Annotated in this window: 19 protein-coding genes; 5 read left to right on the plus strand and 14 right to left on the minus strand. The window is 56.9% G+C overall.

All coding sequences use genetic code 11. The features are described from left to right. Positions 1–379: 379 nt before the first annotated feature. Positions 380–1,960 carry a phytoene desaturase family protein gene (locus tag U2949_RS14075; RefSeq protein ID WP_257724059.1) on the plus strand — a complete coding sequence of 527 codons (1,581 nt, stop codon included), beginning with the start codon at positions 380–382 and terminating at the stop codon, positions 1,958–1,960. Positions 1,961–1,965: 5 nt separating this feature from the next. Here the strand turns inward: U2949_RS14075 and glcC are convergent, their stop codons facing one another. Further along, the gene (gene glcC, locus U2949_RS14080; protein ID WP_051316371.1) at positions 1,966–2,730 is read right to left on the minus strand and encodes a transcriptional regulator GlcC; all 765 of its coding nucleotides are present in this window, start codon (positions 2,728–2,730) and stop codon (positions 1,966–1,968) included. A 195-nt stretch (positions 2,731–2,925) separates the two neighbouring features. Here glcC and glcD point away from each other — a divergent pair, with 195 nt between their 5' ends. Genes glcD through glcF form a run of 3 tightly spaced genes read left to right on the plus strand, consistent with a single transcriptional unit; the run spans position 2,926 to position 6,715 of the window. Then, the gene (gene glcD, locus U2949_RS14085; protein WP_026484614.1) at positions 2,926–4,425 is read left to right on the plus strand and encodes a glycolate oxidase subunit GlcD; all 1,500 of its coding nucleotides are present in this window, start codon (positions 2,926–2,928) and stop codon (positions 4,423–4,425) included. After that, entirely contained in the window at positions 4,425–5,510 is a 1,086-nt protein-coding gene (gene glcE, locus U2949_RS14090) for a glycolate oxidase subunit GlcE (protein ID WP_321288409.1), read from the plus strand. The genes glcD and glcE overlap by 1 nt, the downstream gene beginning before the upstream one ends. After that, positions 5,495–6,715 carry a glycolate oxidase subunit GlcF gene (gene glcF, locus U2949_RS14095; RefSeq protein WP_321288411.1) on the plus strand — a complete coding sequence of 407 codons (1,221 nt, stop codon included), beginning with the start codon at positions 5,495–5,497 and terminating at the stop codon, positions 6,713–6,715. The genes glcE and glcF overlap by 16 nt, the downstream gene beginning before the upstream one ends. 226 nt (positions 6,716–6,941) lie before the next feature. Here glcF and U2949_RS14100 read toward each other — a convergent pair whose 3' ends face one another. The 8 genes from U2949_RS14100 to U2949_RS14135 form a co-directional block, all read right to left on the minus strand. Continuing rightward, positions 6,942–7,895, minus strand: a complete 954-nt coding sequence (locus U2949_RS14100; RefSeq protein ID WP_026484611.1) for a Gfo/Idh/MocA family oxidoreductase — start codon at positions 7,893–7,895, stop codon at positions 6,942–6,944. Between the two features lie 39 nt (positions 7,896–7,934). Then, the gene (locus U2949_RS14105; RefSeq protein ID WP_257724063.1) at positions 7,935–8,783 is read right to left on the minus strand and encodes a class III extradiol dioxygenase subunit beta; all 849 of its coding nucleotides are present in this window, start codon (positions 8,781–8,783) and stop codon (positions 7,935–7,937) included. Positions 8,784–8,795: 12 nt separating this feature from the next. Further along, complete coding sequence (gene ligA / locus U2949_RS14110) at positions 8,796–9,188, minus strand: protocatechuate 4,5-dioxygenase subunit alpha (RefSeq protein ID WP_026484609.1); 393 nt, start codon at positions 9,186–9,188, stop codon at positions 8,796–8,798. Between the two features lie 16 nt (positions 9,189–9,204). After that, positions 9,205–10,125, minus strand: coding sequence for an amidohydrolase family protein (locus tag U2949_RS14115; RefSeq protein ID WP_257724064.1), 921 nt, complete (start codon positions 10,123–10,125; stop codon positions 9,205–9,207). A 10-nt stretch (positions 10,126–10,135) separates the two neighbouring features. Continuing rightward, positions 10,136–10,819: a 4-carboxy-4-hydroxy-2-oxoadipate aldolase/oxaloacetate decarboxylase gene (gene ligK, locus U2949_RS14120; protein WP_026484607.1), complete on the minus strand. Its 684-nt coding sequence runs from the start codon at positions 10,817–10,819 to the stop codon at positions 10,136–10,138. Between the two features lie 32 nt (positions 10,820–10,851). Next, positions 10,852–11,880, minus strand: a complete 1,029-nt coding sequence (locus U2949_RS14125; RefSeq protein WP_026484606.1) for an amidohydrolase family protein — start codon at positions 11,878–11,880, stop codon at positions 10,852–10,854. Between the two features lie 33 nt (positions 11,881–11,913). Continuing rightward, a complete protein-coding gene (locus U2949_RS14130; protein WP_026484605.1) occupies positions 11,914–13,287 on the minus strand; it encodes an MFS transporter in 1,374 nt (457 codons plus the stop codon). A 118-nt stretch (positions 13,288–13,405) separates the two neighbouring features. Next, entirely contained in the window at positions 13,406–14,515 is a 1,110-nt protein-coding gene (locus tag U2949_RS14135; RefSeq protein WP_257724065.1) for a 4-oxalomesaconate tautomerase, read from the minus strand. Positions 14,516–14,651: 136 nt separating this feature from the next. On the opposite strand from U2949_RS14135, the gene U2949_RS14140 reads away from it, so the two are divergent. Continuing rightward, positions 14,652–15,608, plus strand: a complete 957-nt coding sequence (locus tag U2949_RS14140; RefSeq protein WP_022983202.1) for a LysR family transcriptional regulator — start codon at positions 14,652–14,654, stop codon at positions 15,606–15,608. On the opposite strand, the gene U2949_RS14145 is transcribed toward U2949_RS14140, so the two are convergent. The 5 genes from U2949_RS14145 to U2949_RS14165 all read right to left on the minus strand — a co-directional run bounded on the left by U2949_RS14145 (position 15,605) and on the right by U2949_RS14165 (position 21,011). Next, entirely contained in the window at positions 15,605–16,978 is a 1,374-nt protein-coding gene (locus U2949_RS14145; RefSeq protein WP_257724066.1) for an MFS transporter, read from the minus strand. The two genes, U2949_RS14140 and U2949_RS14145, sit on opposite strands and share 4 nt — an antisense overlap. Positions 16,979–17,082: 104 nt before the next feature. Continuing rightward, positions 17,083–18,534: an aldehyde dehydrogenase gene (locus U2949_RS14150; RefSeq protein WP_026484602.1), complete on the minus strand. Its 1,452-nt coding sequence runs from the start codon at positions 18,532–18,534 to the stop codon at positions 17,083–17,085. A gap of 36 nt (positions 18,535–18,570) precedes the next feature. After that, positions 18,571–20,136 carry an FAD-binding oxidoreductase gene (locus U2949_RS14155; protein WP_257724067.1) on the minus strand — a complete coding sequence of 522 codons (1,566 nt, stop codon included), beginning with the start codon at positions 20,134–20,136 and terminating at the stop codon, positions 18,571–18,573. A 10-nt stretch (positions 20,137–20,146) separates the two neighbouring features. After that, on the minus strand, positions 20,147–20,638 hold the full coding sequence (locus U2949_RS14160) for a hypothetical protein (protein WP_051316370.1): 492 nt from the start codon (positions 20,636–20,638) through the stop codon (positions 20,147–20,149). A gap of 10 nt (positions 20,639–20,648) precedes the next feature. Further along, positions 20,649–21,011, minus strand: a complete 363-nt coding sequence (locus tag U2949_RS14165; RefSeq protein ID WP_051316369.1) for a c-type cytochrome — start codon at positions 21,009–21,011, stop codon at positions 20,649–20,651. Positions 21,012–21,024: the final 13 nt, after the last annotated feature.

A 21,024-nucleotide genomic window follows, 5' to 3' on the forward strand; every position in this document is an offset into this window, starting at 1 on the left:
GCCCAACCCTGGCAGGTCGGTCTTGGCATCCTGTGCCTGCACCCTAGGATTGACGGACAATGCGTCGCTGCTTACCTGTAGGGTGGTCGGCCGTTCCTCTCTTGCTGTACTGACTGTTTGTTGCTGAGACGCGGCGACAGACCACTACTTCTTCTTCTCTTCGTGCTCGTAGCATTAGCAACTGAGCTTTTCGCACCAATCAGCTTTGTCTACCAAGATTGGGGCCTGCAACTGCCGACATCTGTCTCCTTAGCTTAGGGCTGTAGCGTACTTAGTCACTGCCTGTATTCGTCCTTACTGATCCTCCTGAAATTCCTACTCAGTTTCCTCTTTGCGCCGTAGAATACGGATAAATACTTTAGAGCTAAAGGAGTTGCCCGTGGGTGCAGAGACGGTAGTAGACGCGATTGTGGTTGGAGCAGGGCACAACGGCTTGGCAGCAGCAGTTGAACTAGCCAGTAAGGGTTGGAAAGTTCAGGTTGTGGAAGCCAAAAGCTCTGCAGGTGGCGCGGTCAGCACTCAGGAGTTGACCTTGCCAGGCTTCAGGCATGATGTGTGCGCCATGAATCTGTCCTCCTTCGCGGGCTCTGCGTTCTTCCAACGCCATAAAGAAGCCTTGGCCCGCCATGGCTTGGCTTTCGTCCCCGCAGAGCATTGCTTTGCCAGCGTGTTCCGGGATCAAAGTTATTTGGGCGTCAGTACAGACCTGGAAACGACCTTGGAGCGTATTCGAGCTGTTTCTGAGAAGGACGCGCAGGCTTGGCAAGCCATGCTGGATGACTTCCAGAGCAAGGCTCCCCATTTGTTTGCTGTGCTCGGTAGCCCTATGCCTTCTTGGGGCTTGATGAAAAGCGCCTGGAAGAGCTGGCGGGAGCTGGGCAAGGATGGCGTTGCGGAGCTGATGCAATTGCTGCTGGCGACGCCTCGTGACTTTCTGGACCGCCATTTCGAGAGCGACTCAGTGAAAGCCATGATGGCAGCTTGGGGGCTACATGTGGATTTCACACCAGACACAGCCGGCGGTGCCTTGTTCCCTTATCTGGAGTCCATGGCCAATCAAGCCTTCGGTATGGTGATCGGGCAGGGCGGTGCTGACACGATTATCCGTGCCATGACGAGCTTGCTGCAGGAGCTGGGCGGTGAGCTGCTGTTGAATGCCCCCGTGCAGACAATTGAACAAGGGAATGGTCGCGCCAGTGGTGTTGTTTTGGCCGACGGTCGCCGCTTGAAGGCACGCAAGGCGGTCATCGCGAATCTGAATCCTCAGCTCGTCTTTGGGCGCTTGGTGCAGGCTGCTGCTGTCCCCAAGGATTATCAGAAGAAAGTCGATGCCTTCCGCCCCGGTTTGGGCACCATGATGATCCATTTGGCTCTGGATGGCTTGCCTGACTGGACAGCTGGCACCGAGCTACAGCGTTTCTCCTACGTGCATCTGGCTCCCGATATGGCCATGATGAGCCGGGTCTATGCAGAAGCAGCTGCAGGTTTATTGCCTGCCGAGCCCGTTCTTGTGGTTGGACAAGGTACAGCACTGGATCCTTCCCGCGCTCCGGAGGGGAAACATACCTTGTGGATTCAAGTGCGTGTGCTGCCTGCTAAGGTCAAGGGTGACGCTTCTGGCAAGCTTGCCGCTGGCGATTGGTCGCAGCTTAAGGATGCGTATGCAGAGCGCGTCCTGGATCTGCTTGAAAGTTACGCGCCTGGCCTGCGTAGCAAGATTCAGGCCCGCCACATCATGTCGCCCCAGGATCTGGAGCAGTTCAATGCGAACTTGATTGGTGGTGATAACCTCTCGGGCAGCCACCATCTGGATCAGAACTTCTTCTTCCGCCCAGTGGCCGGTTACTCCAAATACAAGACGCCGATCAAGGATCTGTATTTGTGCGGCGCTTCGACCTGGCCCGGTGCAGGGACCGGGGCTGGATCAGGTTATATGCTGGCCAATCTGTTAGCGAAGTAAGGGAGTTAGAGGCCATTCAGACGTTGCCGGGCGTGTTCCAGGCGCAGCTGTTTGGCCTCCATCTCCTGTAGTTGTCGTCGTATCCCATCGATATGTTCTTTGGCGGCGCGTCGGGCCAAGTCAGCTTGGCCTTGTGTGACGGCATTACATAAACGCGCATGTTGTCTGTCCAACCTGCGTTTGGAGTCATGGTCGGGATACAGGTGCTGCACGGATACGCGCACCGTCGATAACATCAAATCGTTGAACAGGCTGATCATGTGTACCAGCACCGGGTTGTGTGAAGCCTCACAGATTGCCGCATGAAAAGCATGATCTGCCCGCGCGACCTGTTCAGGCGCTGCATCCTGCATTTGCAAATCCTCCAGTTCCTGAAAGCGTCGTCGTATCATGATGTGATCGGCTTCCGTCCCCCTGGAGGCGGCTAGTTGAGCCGCCTCGCTTTCCAGCAGCTCACGCACTTCCAGCAAGTCATATAGAGTGCGCCCTTGCGCTTGAAGCAGGTGCTCCAGCGGCTTGCTGACGGCTGAATCAATCAGGTTGGCGACGAAGGAGCCTTTGCCATGTCGGGTTTCAATCAAGCCGCGCACGCGCAGGATTTGTAGCCCTTCGCGCAGGGCAGATCGGGACACCGCCAGTCTTTGCGTCAGTTGCCGCTCGGAGGGCAAAACTTGTCCCGGTTTCAGGACGCCATCCATAATAAAAGTTTCGATGCGTTGGGCGACCAGCTCGGCGGTGACTTCCAAACGCTTGGGTTCCTGCATTTTCATCCGTGGTCAGACCAGTTGTATGCCTGTGGAAATGATAACAAGCTGATTATCTATCTGTCTGATTTATAAGTATAAAGATAAACCCTAATACTCTCTTAGGGTAAAAACTGGTCGGACCAGTAGTCTGACGGCTGGACAAGCCAGCCCGCATCAAAGACCATCCGTTTCAGGAGACTTTAAAAGACAGGAGGCGTCATGAGCTTGCGCTACGACGAAAAACTGGACGGTGTGCTGCCCCGCGTGGACAGGATGCAGCTGCTTAGCCGTTTGCGTGATGATATTCCCGGCCTGGATGTGCTGCACACTGATGAGCAACTGCATCCTTACGAGTGTGATGGACTGAGTGTTTATCGCGCCAAACCCTTGCTGGTCGTTTTGCCCCGTAATGTGGAGCAGGTACAGGCCGTGATGCGCTTGGCTCACGAAGTCGGCGTGCCGGTGGTGGCCCGTGGTGCGGGTACCGGCTTGTCAGGCGGTGCCATGCCTTTGGAGCAGGGTATTTTGCTGGTGATGGCGCGCCTGAACCAGATTCTGGATCTGGACCCCATAGCCGGGATTGCTCGGGTTCAACCAGGCGTGCGTAACATCGCGATCTCACAGGCGGCTCAACCCTTTGGGCTGTACTACGCACCGGACCCGTCTTCGCAGATTGCCTGTTCGATTGGTGGCAACGTAGCGGAAAACGCGGGCGGCGTGCATTGCCTGAAATATGGTCTGACCGTACACAATATCTTGCGCCTGGAAGTTATTACCGTCACGGGCGAACGATTGATCCTGGGCTCCGAAGCCCTGGATACCCCCGGCTTTGATCTGATGGCCCTGTTTACGGGCTCTGAAGGGATGCTGGGCGTAGTCACAGAAATTACCGTCAAGTTACTGGCACGCCCTCCTTGTACGGTGGTGTTGCTGGCCAGCTTTGACGAAGTGGAAAAAGCAGCGGATGCCGTGGCACAGATTATTGCCCAAGGCATTGTGCCGGCAGGGCTGGAAATGATGGATCAAATGTCCATTCGTGCGGCCGAGGACTTTATTCACGCTGGCTATCCTGTGGATGCACAAGCGATCTTGCTCTGCGAGATTGATGGTGCTTTGGAGGATGTGCAGGATGATGTGGCCCGTGTCGAGCAGGTGCTGTTCAAGGCTGGTGCGCAAGAAGTGCGGGTTGCTCGGGACGAGCAGGAACGGCAGCGCTTCTGGGCCGGCCGTAAAAACGCCTTTCCTGCGGTGGGCCGGATTTCTCCCGACTATTACTGCATGGACGGCACCATTCCTCGTCGTCAGCTGGCGTATGTACTGAAGAAAACCGCCGAGCTTTCCGAAGAGTACGGCCTGCGTGTTGCCAACGTATTTCATGCGGGCGATGGCAATATGCACCCCCTGATTCTGTTCGATGCCAACGAGCCCGGCGAGCTGGAGCGAGCCGAAGCCTTGGGCGGCAAGATTCTGGAATTGTGTGTGGAAGTAGGCGGCACAATTACCGGCGAACATGGAGTGGGCCGAGAAAAAATCAATCAGATGTGTGTGCAGTTCAACGAAGACGAGCTGCAGTTTTTCCACGCGATCAAAGCCGCTTTTGATCCTAAAACCATGCTGAATCCCGGCAAGAACATTCCTACTTTGCATCGTTGTGCAGAAATGGGCGGCATGCACATCCATCACGGGCAATTGCCTTTCCCAGAGTTGGAGCGCTTCTGATGAGTACCGTAGAACATAAGAATCAGGATCGCAGCGCTGAACTGCTGGAGCAGGTTCAGCAAGCCCTGGAGACTAAAACCCCACTGCGCCTGCAAGGCGGCAATACCAAAGCCTTTCTGGGCAAAGCCGTGCAAGGGCAGGAGCTGAGTCTGGCAGGCCATGAAGGTGTGGTCGATTACGATCCGGCGGAACTGGTCGTCACGGTGCGTGCCGGGACCTCCGTGCAGGCGCTGGAAACGATCTTGAACGAGCAAGGCCAATGCCTGCCCTTTGAGCCGCCTCTGTTTGATGGCCGCGCCACTGTTGGTGGAGCCACCGCCTGTGGTTTGTCGGGACCGCGTCGTCCCTGGGTAGGTTCATTACGAGATTATGTACTGGGCTGCCGTTTGATCAGTGGTATGGGCACACATATGCGTTTTGGTGGCCAGGTTATGAAGAATGTGGCCGGTTATGACGTATCGCGCTTGATGGTCGGTGCACAGGGTTCTTTGGGTGTGATTACCGAGGTGTCTTTCAAAGTCTTGCCTCTCCCACGTAGTCGCGCCAGCCTGGTTCTGGAGGTAGCCCAGCAGGAAATCGCTGGTTTATTGCGTAGCTGGCGCGATCAAAGCCGTCCCATTACGGGCGCAGCTTGGCAGGACGGACGTTTGCATTTGCGTCTGGAAGGTGGTGATAGCTCGGTGCAATTGGCTCAAGAGCAAATCGGTGGCGAAGCTTTGGACTTGTCCTATTGGGACGATTTGTGCGAGCAGCGTCTGGAGTTTTTCAAGCAGCCCGGCACCTTGTGGCGAATCGCCTTGCCAGTCGATGCTCCCGTGCAAACATGGCCCGGCCAGATTCTGGTCGATTGGGGCGGGACACAGCTGTGGCTGAAATCCGATGCCGCTGCCGAGCAGATTCACGCGCAGGCTCAAGCCTTGAAAGGGCATGCCCGTTGCTGGTCCGGATCAGGTGCAGGGCAGGATGTCTTGCCCGAATCCTTGTTGATATGGCATCAGCGTTTGAAACAACAGCTGGATCCTGCTGCCATTTTTAATCCAGGTCGTCTCTTTCCTTTGGCGGAGTCCACATGCAAACACAACTGACACCATGGGCTCAGCAACTACCGCAAGCCGAGCAAGCCCAGGCCATTTTGCGCTCCTGTGTGCATTGCGGATTCTGTAATGCCACCTGTCCCACTTATCTGGACCAGGGCAATGAGCTGGACGGTCCCCGTGGCCGTATTTACCTGATCAAGATGTTCCTGGAAGGCAAGGCTACCTCGGAATTGACCCAGCATCACCTGGATCGCTGCCTGAGCTGCCGTAACTGTGAAACGACCTGTCCTTCGGGGGTGAAATATCACAATTTGCTGGATATAGGTCGGGCCGCTTTGGAACCCAAAGTAAAGCGGCCTTTGAAGGACCGCGCCATGCGAGTCGCCTTGACGCAAATTCTGCCTGAGCCTGGTCGAGTCGGTGCCTTGCTGGGGGTCGCGCGAACCATGCGCTCCTTGCTGCCATCTTCTTTACAGGAAAAAATTCCGCCCAAGCAAAATGCGGATTTGACGCGACCTGCACAGCGACACAGCAAACGAGTCCTGATGCTGGAAGGCTGTGTGCAGCCAGCCATGGCACCTTCTATTAACGCCGCGACGGCGCGAGTGCTGGATCGCTTGGGCATTAGCGTGACGCCCATCGCTCAGGCGGGCTGCTGTGGTGCCTCGTCCTTTCACTTGGGTGCGCAAGAGCAAGGCCTGGAGCAGGCGCGTCGCAATATCGACGCTTGGTGGCCGCAGATCGAACAAGGGGCGGTAGCGATTGTGCAGACCTCCAGCGGCTGCGGGGCCTTCGTGAAAGAGTACGTGGACTTGTTCAGAAATGATCCGGCCTATGCCGAGCGCGCTCGCCGTGTCAGTGAACTGGCCAAGGATCTGGTCGAAGTGCTGGAGGAGCAGCCTTTGGAGGAATGCCTGAACACGCAAACCCGCCCACGTCTGGCTTTTCATTGCCCTTGTACTTTGCAGCATGCGCAAAAACTGGGTGGGCGAGTCGAAGCTGTGCTGACTCGTCTGGGTTTTGATCTGGGCGCTGTGCCGGATAGCCACTTGTGCTGCGGCTCGGCTGGCACCTATTCGTTGACTCAACCCGAGATCGCAGGACGCCTGCGTGATCGCAAGATGGATGCGCTGGAAAGCAGCAAACCTGATCTGATTGTGACGGCCAATATGGCCTGCGGGAATCACTTGAATGGCGCAGGCCGGACCTCGGTCAAACATTGGATTGAGTTGGTGGATCAACTCCTGACGTAGGCGCAGGACGGTGGACTGCTTGAGCTGTCGGGTATCTTTCTGCTGCGCGTTGATGGGCTCAGAAAGGCCCGGTTCAAAGCAGTCGCACCGTCTGCGTGTGGATGTTGGGGCAGGCAGCGGCAAATTATGTGGTTTTGCTATTCTGCCTGCCGTTCGATAAATCCCCTTAAGGATGTGTTTGCCGCTGTTGTGCGGCAGTCTATGTTGCGGGAAGGGCGGTGCGGGCTTAGGCGATCAGTTGTTTTTCGAGCTGGTCCAGTGTTTCATAGCAGGCCAGCACTGAGGCCACGCTGGAGTTGGGCTCGCGATTTTCCAGAATGGCCGCGATGAACTCCCGGTCTTGCAGTTCAATCCCATCCATGGAAACATCCACCTGCGAGACGTCGATCACCTCGTCCTTGCCGGTGGACAGATCGTCGTAGCGGGCCAGATAGGTTCCTTTGTCGCAGATGTAGCGAAAGAAGGTGCCAAAAGGACCATCATTGTTGAACGATAGCGATAGCGTGCAAAGTGCGCCGCTCTCTGTCAACAACTGGATGGACATGTCCATGGCAATGCCAAGTTCAGGATGAATAGGGCCTTGGATGGCATTGGCCTTGATGACTTTGGAGCCAGTCTGGTATTGAAAAAGATCGACGGTGTGCGCGGCATGATGCCAGAGCAGATGGTCTGTCCAGGAACGCGGTTTGCCCAAAGCGTTGGTGTTGCTGCGGCGGAAAAAATAGGTCTGTACATCCATCTGCTGAATGTTCAACTCACCTGCCTGTATCTTTTGATGAATCCACTGATGGCTGGGGTTGAAGCGGCGCGTGTGGCCAACCATGGCCACTAGTCCCTTTTCCTGTTGTACTTGCAGCACTTCCTGGGCGCCGGTCAGGGTGTCCGCCAAGGGAATTTCAACCTGTACGTGTTTGCCCGCTTTCAGGCATGCCAGTGTTTGTTTGGCGTGCATTTGAGTTGGGGTACACAAGATGACGGCATCGACTTCCTTGCTGGCCAGCGCCTCGTTCAGATCGCCCGAGGCGTGGGGAACTCCGTACTTTTGCGCCACTTCCTGGGCCTTGGCCTGGGTGCTGGACACGATATAGTTGACTTGGGCTTCGGGGATGCGGGCCAGACCGTCCAGGTGCTTGATGCCGAAGGCGCCTGCGCCTACCAGTGCGATATTGACTTTCTTCATGTTTATTTCCTTTCGTTCAGAGTGTGGGGCCATGCCCGCTCACGCTGTCTCTTTGTTTTCCAGGATCAGGTGTCCGACCGCGGTATTGGAGGCGGGCACATGGTAGAAGCGGTGGCGCACATCGACGTGTGGATTCATGGCGCCACGTGCAACCAGCCACATCACCAGTTCAATGCCTTCCGAGCCTGCCTCACGCACGTAATCGATATGGGGCACCCGAGCCAGGGCATCGGGATCGGCGACCAGGCGATCCAGAAATTCGTTGTCCCATTGTGCGTTGATCAATCCAGCACGGGGGCCTTGCAACTGGTGGCTCATGCCGCCTGTCCCCCAGATCTGGACATTCAGGTCTTCGTCATACGAGGCGACTGCTCGACCGATCGCCCGGCCCAAATCCAGGCAACGTTGGCCGGACGGGGCCGGATACTGAACCACATTGACGTGCAAGGGGATCACCGGGCAGGGCCATTGTTCGACCTGTCCGAACATCAGGGACAGCGGAACGGTCAGGCCGTGGTCCACTTCCATTTTGTTGCATAGTGTCAGGTCGAAATCGTCCTGAATGACCGAGTGGGCAATGTGGGCTGCCAGTTCGGGGTGCCCTTGTACCGTAGGAACAGGGCGTTTTCCCCAGCCCTCGTCACTGGGTTCAAAAGAGGCGCCGGTGCCCAGGGCAAACGTGGGGATCAGGTCCAGGCTGAAGTTGTTGGCGTGGTCGTTGTAGACCAGGATGATGACATCCGGCTTGTTTTCCTGTTCCCATTGCTTGGAGAATTCGTAGCCGTCGAACACTTTTTTCCAGTAGGGCTCGGTGTGCTTGCCCAGGTCCAGCGCGGCACCGATAGCGGGAACGTGCGAGGTATAAACAGAGTGTTTGATTTTTGCCATGGTAGGTTCCGGTTATTTTTCTTGTTCGTGTAAGTAGCGGTTGCCTTGGGGGGAGCGGCCACCCTTGAGCATCATTTCCCGATAGTCCTGTTCGCTCATCCCGGTCATGCTGCCCGCCATTTGTTGGAAGGACAGGCCATCGGTAGCGCCGATCTTGGCCAGAAAGTAGATGTTGCCGCCCAGTTGCATGCAGCGATTCAGGTCACGGCTAAGTACAGCCTGTTTTTGCTCTGCACTCATTGGCCATTCATCCAGATAGGCGGACTCGTCCGCTTTAAAGCGGGCCCGATTTTCTGCTTTCATCAGTGACATGCAAAACTGGTTCAGGTGGTAGCCCTTACGCGATTGTTCCGAGTCAAAAATAATCGTGCCCGGTATATCCTGGTACGGTTTGTCCAGTGCCATCGTTATCTCCTCAAATTCATGTCAACTCTTCTGGCCAATACAGGCGCATCGGGTTGTCCACTAGTAGTAATTGTTGCTCTGTGGGACTGGGCGCAACTTGCGCCACATAGTCAACCAGCAAACCGTCATCGGGCATATGGTCTTTCAGGTTGGGGTGTGGCCAGTCAGTACCGAACAAAACGCGGTCGGGGAACTGCTGCATCAGCCTCCGGGCGAATGGTACGACATCCTGATAAGCATGCCGCTCGCCATGCAGGGCTGCAGGCCCGCTTTTGCTCAGACGTTCGGGACACGAGAGCTTGGACCAGATGTTCGGGTGTTCGGCCATCAAGCGTACGAACAGGTCGAACTCGGCACTTTCTGCCCCTTTGCTGACATCCGGACGGCCCATGTGATCAATGACGACTGTGGTCGGTAGACCGGTGAAAAAATCCCATAGTTCTGGCAAATCCTGTGCCTCGAAGTACACCACCACATGCCAGCCCAAAGGCGCTATTTTATGGGCAACGCTCAGCAGTTCTTCTTTCGGCGTGAAATCGACCAGACGTTTGACAAAATTGAAACGCACACCGCGCACGCCAGCCTGGTGCATGGCGTCCAACTGCTTTTGCGTGACATCCGAGCCCAGGGTGACAACGCCACGGGCCTTGCCTTGTGATGCCTGCAAGGCATCGAGCAGGGCGCTGTTGTCCTTGCCGTGGCAGGTGGCTTGCACAATGACGTTGCGGGCAAAGCCCAGGTGGTCGCGCAAGGCAAACAACTCCTGTTTACTGGCATCGCAGGGCGTGTATTTGCGCTCGGGGGCGAAGGGGAATTGCTCAGCGGGGCCAAACACATGACAGTGCGCATCAACCGCGCCTGCTGGCAACTGGAGTCGGGGTTTGGAGGGGGCGGCGTACCAGTCCAGCCAGCCGGGGGTTTTCTCGAAATGACTCATCTGCCTTCCTTCAGTCGATGTAACGGAGCCCGGCCTTCTCCAGGGGCTCGCGCATTTTGTACATATCCAGGCCCAGGACACCGCTGGCCAACTGGGCGCGTTTTTCCCCCTCGAAACTTTGTCGTTTTTGGGCAGCGGCCAGCGTGGCGGCGGCTTGGGCGGCGGGTACGCACACTACGCCATCATCATCAGCCACGATGACATCGCCAGGCGTGACCGACATGCCGGCACACACGACTGGAATATTGACTGAACCCAAGGTGGCCTTGATGGTGCCCTTGGAGGAGATGGCCTTGCTCCAGACGGGAAAGTTCATCGCCTGCAAGGTGTTGATATCGCGCACTCCGGCGTCAATGATCAAGGCGCGCGCCCCACGGGCCTGGAAGCTGGTGGCCAGCAGGTCACCAAAATAGCCGTCGCTACACTCCGAGGTCACCGCGGCGACCACGATATCGCCGGGCTGTATCTGCTCGGCGACGACGTGCAGCATCCAGTTGTCGCCCGGTTGCAGTAGCACCGTGACGGCGGTCCCCGAGACTTGCTGGCCGGGGTAAATCGGGCGCATATAAGGTTTGAGCAGACCGACACGGCCCATGGCTTCGTGGACAGTGGCTGAGCCCAGGGCTGCCAGTGCATCGGCGGCCTGGCGGTCGGCACGTTGAATGTTGCGGTACACGACACCCAGTTCGTACATGGTTGTTTCCTTGGTGAATGGTTGCAGGTGGCTTACAAGCCTTTTTTCTTCAGGGCAGCGTCCAGGCGCGGGAATACGCGGCGGGCGTTGCCTTCGTAGATCTGGTGGCGTTCCTGTTCGCTCAGGTTAAGCGTGGCTTCGATATAGCGTTTGGTATCGTCGTAGTAGTGGCCGGTCGTGGGGTCAATGCCGCGCACCGCGCCAATCATTTCGCTAGCGAACAGGATGTTCTTGACAGGGATAACCTCAGTCAGCAGGTCGATGCCCGGCTGGTGGTACACGCAGGTGTCAAAGAAGATGTTGTTGAGCAGGTGCTCGTCCAGCAGGGGCTTTTTCAGCTCCTGTGCCAGACCACGGAAACGGCCCCAGTGATAGGGCACAGCGCCGCCACCATGAGGGATAAGGAATTTGAGGGTGGGAAAGTCCTTGAACAGATCGCTGGTCAGGCATTGCATGAAGGCCGTGGTGTCCGCGTTCAGATAATGGGCACCGGTGGTGTGAAAGCAGGCATTGCAACTGGTCGATACGTGAATCATGGCAGGGATGTCGTACTCCACCATTTTTTCGTAAATGGGGTACCAGGAGCGGTCGGACAGCGGCGGGGCCGTCCAGTGACCACCGGACGGATCAGGGTTCAGGTTGATGCCGACGTTGCCATACTCTTCTACACACTTGATCAGTTCGGGAATGCAGGTTTTGGGGTCCACGCCCGGCGATTGCGGGAGCATGGCAGCCGGGATGAAATGGTCTGGAAACAGTTCGCTGACGCGATAGCACAGTTCGTTGCAAATGGCGGCCCAGGTGCTGGAGGTCTCGAAGTTGCCGATATGGTGGGCCATGAAACTAGCACGGGGACTGAAGATGGTCAGGTCCGAGCCGCGTTGTTTCATCAGCTTGAGCTGGTTGTTCTCGATGGTCTCGCGGATCTCGTCATCGCTGATCTTCAGATCACTGGCGCGGGGTGTTTGACTGGGATCTTTCAGGCCGGCGATCTGCAAGTCGCGCCAGGCCCCCAGTGCGGCGGGGGCGGTGGTGTAGTGCCCGTGTACGTCGATGATCATGGAAGGGTCTCCTGCGTCTTGATGATTAAGGGGTTAATGAGAGGGGGTTACCGTGCCGCCTTGCGTCTGCGCACGGCGGCTGTATTGCTTGATGAGGAGGGCGGTCATGGCGATGACGCCTGGGATCGCCACAACGGTAAAGATCTGGCTGAAATCCAGGTCACGTGCCGTCAGCTCGGCCACCAGGAAAGAGCCAGCAATGCCGCCAAAACGTCCGATGCCCAGCATCCAGGCCACGCCCGTGGCTCGTCCCCGGGTGGGGTAGTAGGCGGCTGCCAGCGCAGGCATGGAGGATTGCGCGGTATTCATGAGCGTGCCGGCCAGAAAGACGACCACGACCAGGCCGCCCAGATGTCCGGCCATCTGGCCTATCCACCAGATGGATAAAGCGGTCAATGCGTAGCCCAGAGCGATGATGCGGGTGGCGTTGAAGCGATCCATCAACCAGCCAGAGAGCACCGCACCTACACCACCCAACGGGAACAGGGCGGCCACCAGTGTGCTGGTCTGGGAGCTAAGCCCGGCCTCTTTGAACAGCACGGGCATCCAGTTCATCAAGGCGTAGAAAATGACCAGCCCCATGAAGTAGGCCAGCCAGAGCATGAGTGATCCCAAACGGTATTGACGCGATAACACGATACCGATGCCACTGTTGGCGGCAGGCTGGGGGCTGGTCTCGCTCAGGGTAAAGCGTTGGACGCCGTCCACGGCCTTGCCAGCAATGGGGGCCAGTACCCGGCGGATACGGTCGGCGCAGTCATTTCGGGCGACCATGTGGCGCACGGACTCGGGCAGCTTCGGGATCAGCACGAGCAGTAGCAGCAAGGGGGCAATGCCACCCAGTATCAATACACTGCGCCAGCCAAACTGGGGAATCATCCAGGAGGCCAGAAAGCCGCCCAGTGCGGCACCCAGAGGAAAGCCGCAGAACATGGCATTGGTCAGGGTGGCGCGACGGGCATCGGGGCAGTATTCGCTCATCAAGGTGACGGCGTTGGGCATGGCCGCTCCCAGCCCCAAACCGGTTACAAAGCGCAGAACAGCCAATGTCCAGATGTCCGGGGAGAAGCCTGAGGCCAGGCAGGCGAGGGCAAAAACCGCTACTGAGCTGACCAGTACCGTCTTTCTGCCCAGCCGGTCAGCCAGTGGCCCGGATAGCAAGGCCCCCGTTGCCAGTCCGAACAGAGCAGCGCTGAGTACGGGGGCCAGAGCAGGCTTGCTGACACCCCATTCGGCGATCAAAGAGGGGGCGATATAGCCGATGGCAGCCGTATCAAAACCATCGAGCAGCACAATCAGAAAGCACAAACTGAAGATGAGCCATTGAAAGCCAGAAAAGGGGGACTCGTTGAGCAAGGTTTGCACATCAAGGCTGGGTTGGTCTGTGTTGCTGGCTAGGGATGTCATGGTTTGTCTCGTCCAATATCATTGTTTTTCGGTGGGCACCGTATGCGCAGGCGCAGCCCACCCCCTGCCACCCCAGTGGCGCAAGCCCTGCGGTGTTCTTTTTTTGTTTGAAATGCGTTTAGTTCGAGTGCGGGACCAGAACGTCGCCGCGCATCAGTGCTCTTGCGGTACGCAGCAATGCTGCCTTGGTCACAATCTCGGGGTTTTCGGGGTCGCTATCGAGCGTGACGCTGAATTCGCCAGTGGGATGTTCGACTGATAACGTGACTGGACCTTGAGCTTGTTCGAAGCGGGCGATCCCCTCGCAAACCGTGCCGGGCAGTTTGATGGCCGTACCCACTGTCACGGCAGCCAGCACGCCAATGGCCTCATGGCATACATGGGGAATGAAACTACGGGTGGTCACAGCGCCGCCGTGTTCAGGCGGGGCGATCAGTGTCATCTTCGGGTAATTCTTGGTCGAGACATCGCCCAGTCCCATGCGTTCGGATATCTGCAGGCGCAACGCTTCTACGCGTTGCTTCAGTTCCGTATTGGCGTTGAGCTCAGCCACGCTTTCCAGACCGCTTACGCCCACATCGGTCGCCTTGAAAATCACTAGCGGCATACCGTTGTCAATGCAGGTGACATCCAGGGTGAACGGGGGCAAGCCATCCGCATGAACGGTGATGGTGTCTTTTGGGTTGCCCGTGGGTAGCAGGCCCGAGCAAACCGAGCCTGCCGTATCCAGAAAATTGATGGCAATCGGGGCGCTGGTGCCCGGTACACCGTTAATCGCGGCATCGCCGTCGTAGCTGATGACGCCTTCGGGGGTTTGCACCTGAATTTCGCTGACCATGCCGGTATTGAGCGTCAGGACTTTGACCGTGGTGGTGGGGCCTTGCGCCTGGATCAGGCCTTTTTCCAAGGCAAAGGGGACGACCGCCGCCAGCATATTGCCGCAATTGGGCTTGGTGTCCACCAGATCGGAGTCGGGCTGCAGTTGGGCAAACAAAAAGCTCAAATCAGCTTGGCCGGTGTTGCAGATGTCTACGATCCCCACTTTGCTGGTCAAGGCGTGGGCGCCACCGACGCCATCGATCTGCCTACGGTCGGGTGAGCCCATCAGCCTGAGCAAGAGTCGATCTCGTTCCTGGATATCGTCGGGCAGATCTTTGGCGTAGAAGAATGGACCTTTGGATGTACCCCCCCGCATCAGGATACAAGGAATGCTATATTGGCTGGCCATAGGTGGTGCTCCATAGGTCACTGAAAAAACAGGCAAACTGCGAGTCACATTGACTGTGTTCCCATTCGCTTTTGCTATGCGTACCTATTTTAGTAAGCCCGATAAAAGATAAAAGAACGAAACCCGACTAGTAGATATGTCAAAAAAACATAGCGAAGACAAGCGCCCTATGGAATACGTGATTGATCTCAAGCAATTGAGCTACTTCACGCATGTGGCCGAACTGGGCAGCTATACCCGAGCTGCAGAATTTACCAATGTGGCTCAGCCAGTCTTGAGCCGGCAGATTCGCAAGTTGGAAATTGATTTGCGGCAGAATTTGCTGATTCGTCACGGGCGCGGTGTCATGTTGACCGACGCTGGCAAGATCTTGCTCAAACACAGCCGCTTGATTTTGCGCCAGTTGGAGCAGGCGCAGGAGGATCTGAGTCTGTCTGAGGGCAAGCTGACGGGGCACATGTATTTAGGTTTGCCGCCTACGGTGGCGCGCACCATTTCTTTGGATGTCGTGCAGGCGTTCAAGGAACAATTACCCGATGCACACCTGACGATTATCGAGTCCCTGACGGTGAATCTGGAGGAGCAAATTCATCTGGATCGGGTCAATATGGGATTGCTGTATAACCCTTCTTCCTCGCCAACACTGGAGACACAGCTTCTGGCCGAGGAACAGTTGCACCTGATCTGCGGTGTGGACAGCCCTTATGCGCAGGGACGCAGCCGTATAGCGCTTAAAGATCTGGCCGATATTCCGCTGATCATGCCCAGCCTGTCCAACAGTTTTCGGATGTTGGTAGAAAAAGAGATGCAAAAGCTCAATCTGAAGCCGCAGATTGAGTTTGAGATCAACAGTGTGGGGGTGATCATTCAATTGTTGGCCAAAGGCATGGGGGCTGCCATTTTGTCCCGCTCGGTGTTGGAGTTCATCCCGCAAAGTGGCTTGCTGACGGCTATTCCAATCGAGCAACCGGCCTTGGTCAATCGTTTGTACCTGGCCTATTCTTCCAAACGTTTGCCCACCAAACTCCAGGTTAAAGTGCGGCAGATCCTGATTGATATTTGCCAGCGACATTTCCCTGGTCGGGATGATTAAGTGCCTTGCTTTTGGGTCATGTTATGTCCATCCATGGCATGCAGGCGTCGAAAAATGAATGCGGAGCTCAGGGTAATGAGCCCGACAATGACAAATGTGAACTGGAAGGCTGTGGTGGCCGTCTGTACGGATGAGGCGCCAAACAGGGCTTGTCCATAGCGCAGGAGCATGGCACCGATGGCGGTTCCCAAACCCATGGCCAGTTGCTGGTTTACCGCCATCAGGCTATTGCCGCTGCTTTTTTGATAGGGACGCAATCTGGCCATGGTCAGGGTGTTGACGGCGCTGAACTGAATCGAGTTGGCGGCTCCCAAAAGCAGTAAGTGCAGACTGATCCACACGGTACTGGTCTGCGCGTCAATAAAAGCCAGCGCCGTAATCAGCAGGCCGATCAGGATGGTATTGCTGAGTAAAATGGACCGATAGCCAAATCGGTTCAGCAATGGGTGCAAAAAGGGTTTGGCTACCATAGCGGAAATGGCCATGGGCAACAGTAAGAAAGCGGATTGCACGGGGCTGTAGGCAAGGCTGATCTGAAACAGCATGGGCAGCAAAAAGGGCAATGCTGCCATGCCGATCCGGCTAAGCAGATTGCTGCTCAAACCAATCCGATAGGTACGTACAGACAGCAGATGGCCTGGATACAAGGCGTTTTGTTTGTGCGTGCTATGGCGCTTGTAGCCTAGCAAAAGAAAAAAACCGGCCAGTATTAACATTCCTGACAAAGCGGGGCTGGCGATGTGGCCCGCCAATTCAAAGCCCAGCGTCAGCAGGCAGGCGCTGCCAATGAACAGCAGCAAGCCGTGCAGATCCAGTTTTCCCTGCGTTTCGGTGTAGTTAGGCATCCACTTGCTGGCAAAAAACAGGGACAGCAGGGCAAAGGGCAGATTGATAAGGAAAATCCAGTGCCAACTGGCATATTGCACCAGATAGCCGCCTACCAGCGGCCCCAGTATGGGCCCCAGCAGAGCGGGCATGACGGCATAGTTCAGTACACGCAATAACTCAGCATTGCGAAATGATTTCATCAGTACCAGTCGTGCCACTGGGGTCAGCAAGGCTCCGCCCATGCCCTGAATCACACGGGAGACCAGCAGCATGGACAACTGCGAGGACAGGGCACACAACAGCGATCCCAGGCCAAACAGAAACATGGCGGCCATGAAGATTCGTCGGGTGCCAAAACGGTCGCTCAGGTGCGCGCTGATGGGGATGCATACTGCCACAGTCAGGACGTAGCTGACGATGACCGACTGCATGTGCAGGGCTGAGGTGTTCAGGTCGCGGGCCATGCTGGGCAGCGCCGTGTTGAGTACGGTGACGTCCAGCATTTGCATGAAGATTGCCAACGCCAACAGCGCGGGCAACATGGTTTTTTGAAAAGGAGCAAGCGGTGCGGGGGCAGGGTGAGGCATGACAACAGGGCGCAGGGTCGGCCCGGGACCGATCCTGCGCCCGGGCCAGCATGCCAGATTTATAAAGGATACTGGCGGGGGGTCGTCTGGACGGTAATCCAGCGTAGTTCGGTGAACTCATTGATGGCGGACTTGCTGCCAAAGCGGCCATATCCGCTGGCTTTCATGCCGCCAAACGGGGCTTGGGCCTCATCATGGACGGTGGGGCCATTGATGTGGCAGATACCGCTTTGGATCTGTTTGGCAATACTCAGGCCTCGGTTCACATTCTGGGTGAATACCGCTGCCGCCAAGCCATATTCGCTATCGTTGGCCAAGCGGATTGCCTCGCTGTCCTCGTGATAGCGGGTCATGGTGACGACCGGGCCAAAGGATTCCGTGGCATAGAGCTGCATGTCGGGGGTGACGTCATTGACGATCAGCGGATGCATCAGGGCGCCCTCGATGTTCAGGGGGAGCGGCAAGGAGGCACCTTTGGCAACGGCGTCCTCTACCAGGGCTTTGATGCGCTGGGCAGACTGGGCACTTTCCAGATAGGCAAAGCGTGTGTCTGTCTGATCGGGTGAGCCAACCGGAATGGTCTTGATCTTGGCGACCAGTTTTTCCAGAAAGGACGAGGCAATCGACTCATGCACAATCAAACGCTCGGTTGACATGCAGATCTGGCCCTGGTTGAAGTAGGCGCCAAAGGCTACGCCGGCAACGGCCTGCTCCAGGTCGGCGTCTTCGCACACAATAACCGGTGCCTTGCCACCCAGTTCCAGCAGGACGGGTTTGAGGTATTTGGCGGCGGTGGCGGCGATGATCTTGCCGACCTTGGTGGAGCCGGTGAAGTTGATGCGTTTGACGGCCGGGTGAGCAATGAGCTGCTCGACGACGGCAGGCGCATCTTCGGGAGCGTGGGTAATAACGTTGATCACGCCGGCTCCGACCCCCGCGTCATTGAGCACTTGCCCCAGCAGAACATGGGTGGCCGGACACTGTTCGGAGGCTTTCAGGATGACGGTGTTGCCGCAGGCCAGGGGCATGGCCATGGCACGCGTGGCCAGAATTACGGGTGCATTCCAGGGAGCGATGCTCACGACCACGCCGCAGGGAACGCGATAGGCCATGGACAGGCTGCCGGGCAGATCCGAGGGGATGATGGAGCCGTCAATCTGCGTGGTCATGGCAGCGGCTTCACGCAAGATGTTGGCCGACAAATGTACGTTGAAACCATACCAGGAGTCGGTCGAACCTGTTTCCTGACGGACCGTGGCGATGAACTCGGCTGCGCGCTCGTCCATGAGGTCTGCCGCTTTGAGCAGGCGCAGGCGGCGCTCGGTGGGGCCCAGGGCTGACCAGTGCACAAAGGCTTGCTCGGCGGCCTGCAGCGCGGCTTGTACATCATCGGGCTGGGCGGCCGCCGCGACGGTTGCGGTTTGGCCGGTAACGGGATTCTGACGCGTAAATGTCTGTTGACCACTGGCCTCACGAAGCTGGCCATTGATCAGTAGTTGACTGGTGTTCATTATGTCTCCTGCAATGCTGCGGATAGATAGGCAAAGTTAAAACGGGTTGTTCAGGTCAATGCCCGATTTGCCCGGTGCCAGGATATTGTTCGGGTCCAGGGCGCGCTTGATCGCGTGTTCGACCTGGCGTTTCACCGTTCCGTATGATTGGGCGACCCGCTCCTGAAAGCGTGTATTGACCCGATACACGGCATACCCTTCTTTCTCGAACTCATCGAGCAGTTCATTAAAGCAGGCATCGGCCCGTGCCGTCTCTTGTGGATTGCTGCGATCGTAAAGCACATCGATGACATGGTGCATGTCTCGCCAGCCCACAATGAACTCACCGACGTAATCGAGCCCGTGCTTGTTCAAAATGGTCTTGGCCAGTGTTTTTTGCTTGTCGCATTCGCTGCCACGGGCCTGGCTGACGGGGGCGAACCACATGGAGCCACCGCCTCCGCGCCAGTTGTACAAGCCAAATTCCTGCAAATTGGGCACGCCCGACATCAGTTCGGCGCGGTATTTGAACGGTTGTGTGTCGCCTGCCTCTTCCTGGGTCACCAACGTGCCTTTACCCATTTTCTTGACTGCTTGCTGGACAATTTTCCAGTTCACATCCACTTGCTCTTGTGTACCGTACAGGGCGGCGTAGACGTTCCAGGCTCCCAGGTTCTTGTCTTTCTGGATTTGCTTCAGAACGCTATCCGGGGTGGCGCCCGGTTTACTCAGGTAGTCGCTGCGCCGCGTATTGCAGGTAGCGGCTTCCCACAGAATATTGGCAATAACTACCGAGTTGGGGATGACCTGGGCAATGCGCAAGGGGCGAATCATCTCCACGATATCGGCAATATCGGCCTCTTGCTCGAACTTGATTTCAAAGGGTTTGTAGACCGGGGGTTTGGGCATGAGCCAAAACCCCATTTTGGTGCAGATGCCGTAATTGGCCTGGGTAAACAACCCGTCCAGAGTGGGACCGTACCCCCATTTGAAAACTTGCCAGGCCTTGTCGCCCGGAACACTGCCCATGCCGGTACGCAATACCTGACCGTCGGCCAGCACCAGCTCCATGCCGCATTGCATCATGAAGTGTTCGCCGTACGGGGTATAGCCTACGCCACGATCCATCGTATTGCCCAGCGGGCCGGCAATGGCCGAGGGCGCAGAAAAAGACAGCATGAGAGGAATATTGTTGTCCTCCAGATAGTCGTAGAGCTGCTGATACGTCACCCCAGGTTCGACCAAAGCGGTGCACAGATCAGGGTCCACATGGAGGATCTTGTTCATTTTTTTCAGATCTAGCACCACCTGGCCCCGTTGTCCGGGCGCGGCCGAGCCATAACCGAAGTTGCGCCCAGTGGAAATGGTCCAGATAGGAATCGTGTGTTCGTTGCAGATCTTGACGATCTGCTGTACCTGCTCCACGGTGGTGGCCGACAGCACCGCCGAGGGTGTATGCGCCTCTTCGGGGACCGACATCATGATTTTGGTGTAGGGCTGAATCTGTGCCGACTCCAGCAGGACATTTTCCTTACCCAACAAGGTCTGGAACTGGGTCATCGCCTGTTGAAACTGGGACTGATCTACCCCTTTGGGTAGCACCATTTGTTTGTTGTTTTGCACGACCCCCTCCTTAAATTTCGAGCATGAACGACACGTGATGGCCGTTTACGTAGTGTGTGTTTTGAATGGCAGATTGTATGGGTGCGGCCCCGGCCAAGGCAGCGCCCAGACCTTGGCTGTCCCGGGTGCTGAGCTGTGGGTGGTGGGCCTGCCAATGCAGACGGCCCTGAGCGCTGCGCAGCAGATCGATCACAATGGTGGCGCTGGCATCATCGACCAGCCCCAGGATTTTTTTACGCCCTGTCTGCTCTAGCAGGGTTTGCCATTGGCGCAGAAAGGACAAGTCGGTGCTGGTGTACAGCACCTGGGGGGCTGATGCGGGCTGGTGTGTCTGTACGCCACTGAGAAATGCCGACGCGCATTGGCCCGGCGTAAGAATGACATGCAGGGGGGGCGCTTGCTGTACACGGTTTGCCCAGGCAGTGGCGCACGAACCCAGGCTGCCCAGGGCAGATCCTGTCAGTATCATGCCTTTGAGAACCTGACGACGTTGACTGTTCATGCCAGGCTCCTTATTTGCTGGTAGCGCTGGCGGGCACCCGGGCCGGGGAGGTGGACAGATACTGACCTAGCTCCTTGAGGGTGGCATCGCTGATATGGGTCTGCGGAAAGGCAGGCATGGCTCTTAGGCCGCTGCGCACAATAATGGCAAAGAACTCGGGCGGAAGCTGCCGGCCTTTCAGCTCCGGGCCGATTCCTGCTTCGTGACAGTAAATACAGGTTTTTTCGTAGGTTTTCTGCCCCAGTGTCTTTGCTTGTTCGGCGGCAGCGCCTGTCGAAAAACACAAGCTTCCCAGCCCCGCCAATGTCAGCAAGCGAGCCGTTCTGAGAGCGTGGCAAGTGAAGCCTTGTAGTGCTGGCCTGTGGTAAGCCATATCCGTCTCCTGG

This window comes from Alcaligenes phenolicus, assembly GCF_032063905.1.
Classification (GTDB): domain Bacteria; phylum Pseudomonadota; class Gammaproteobacteria; order Burkholderiales; family Burkholderiaceae_B; genus Alcaligenes; species Alcaligenes phenolicus.